2 protein-coding genes and 1 pseudogene are annotated in these 1,168 nt (G+C 71.1%); all 3 read left to right on the forward strand.

The genetic code is table 11. The features are described 5' to 3' along the window. Nucleotides 1–353 (forward strand): annotated as a pseudogene (locus CBW50_RS29660) (hypothetical protein); the annotation flags it as partial. Further along, nucleotides 350–913, forward strand: coding sequence for an RNA polymerase sigma factor (locus CBW50_RS28405; RefSeq protein ID WP_139842713.1), 564 nt, complete (start codon nucleotides 350–352; stop codon nucleotides 911–913). The pseudogene CBW50_RS29660 and the gene CBW50_RS28405, both read left to right, overlap by 4 nt. An 8-nt stretch (nucleotides 914–921) precedes the next feature. Further along, the coding region (locus CBW50_RS28410; protein WP_139842715.1) for a DUF4880 domain-containing protein at nucleotides 922–1,168 on the forward strand (247 nt) is incomplete at its 3' end.

A 1,168-nucleotide genomic window follows, 5' to 3' on the forward strand; every position in this document is an offset into this window, starting at 1 on the left:
CCGACATACCGGGCGCGCGCCAGGGCGGCGCCGATGTGGCGGCCTACGTGAGCCGGCTGCAGCATGTGCTGCTGGGATTGCTGTGCCGCGCGGCGCAGACGCGCCCCGGCGGCTACCGCCTGGCGCTGCAGCTGTACCTGAACCGCGCCGGCGTGGTGGAGCGGGTGCAGCTGCTCGACAGCACGGGCTTGCCCGCGCGCGACACGGCCATCGCCCGCCTGGTGCTGGGCATGCAGGTGGGCGCGGCGCCGCTGCCGGCCCTGCCGCAGCCCGTGTCCATCCTGCTGCTGCCGGATGGGCCGGGCGTGGAAGTCGATTGCGCCGCCCGCGCGCCGGGAAGGCGCGCGCCATGAGCATGCCCGACCTGCGCAGCAAACTGAAACGGCACCTGAGCAGCCGCTACGCCGTGCTGCGCTGGCGCCTCGAGCGCGTCGTCGGCTGCAAGCACAATGCGGCCGATGCGCTGCAGGAAACCTGGCTGCGCCTCGAAGCGATGGCCCAGCCGGTCGCCGTGCACAATCCCGACGCCTACCTGCTGCGCATGGCGGCCAATATCGCCACCGATGCCTACCGCCGCGACCAGATCATCGTCACCGAGCGCGAACGCGAGGAACTGATGCACATGGCCGACGACAGCGCCAACGATGTCAGCGACCCGGCGCGCATCGTCGCCGCCCGCCTCGACGTGCAGGCGCTCGACGCGGCGCTGGCGGGCCTGTCGCCGCGCCGCCGCGCCATCCTGACGGCGGCCCGCGTCGATGGCTTGCTCAACGGCGAAATCGCCGAGCGCTTCGGCATTTCCGTGGCGATGGTGAAGAAAGAATTGCAGGCCGCCATGCAACACTGTAAAACGTGCATGGCCGACGCCGATGCCGCCCAGCGCAGCGATGTGGCGGGCCGACGAAAATATTGATAATGCTCATGAATACTTTTGACCGCGATCAACGCGGGCCTTCTACTACTGCCGACAGCGATGCCGCCATCGGCCAGCAAGCCGCTGCCTGGTGGGCGCGCCTGCGTGCCGACGATTTCACGCGCGCCGACGCCGACGCCTTGCGCGCCTGGTGCGCCAGCAGCCCCGACCATGCGCGCGCCTGGCGCGAACTGCAACAGCTGTGGCAGGCGCTCGACCCCGCCTTGGCCCGCGCCGCCGCCGCGCCGCAGCGGG

Source organism: Janthinobacterium sp. GW458P, assembly GCF_002127585.1.
Classification (GTDB): domain Bacteria; phylum Pseudomonadota; class Gammaproteobacteria; order Burkholderiales; family Burkholderiaceae_D; genus Janthinobacterium.

Bases quoted from the DNA above. Each gene is read 5' to 3' on its own strand.
- CBW50_RS28405 (WP_139842713.1), top strand. From the start codon at position 350: ATGAGCATGCCCGACCTGCGCAGCAAACTGAAACGGCACCTGAGCAGC.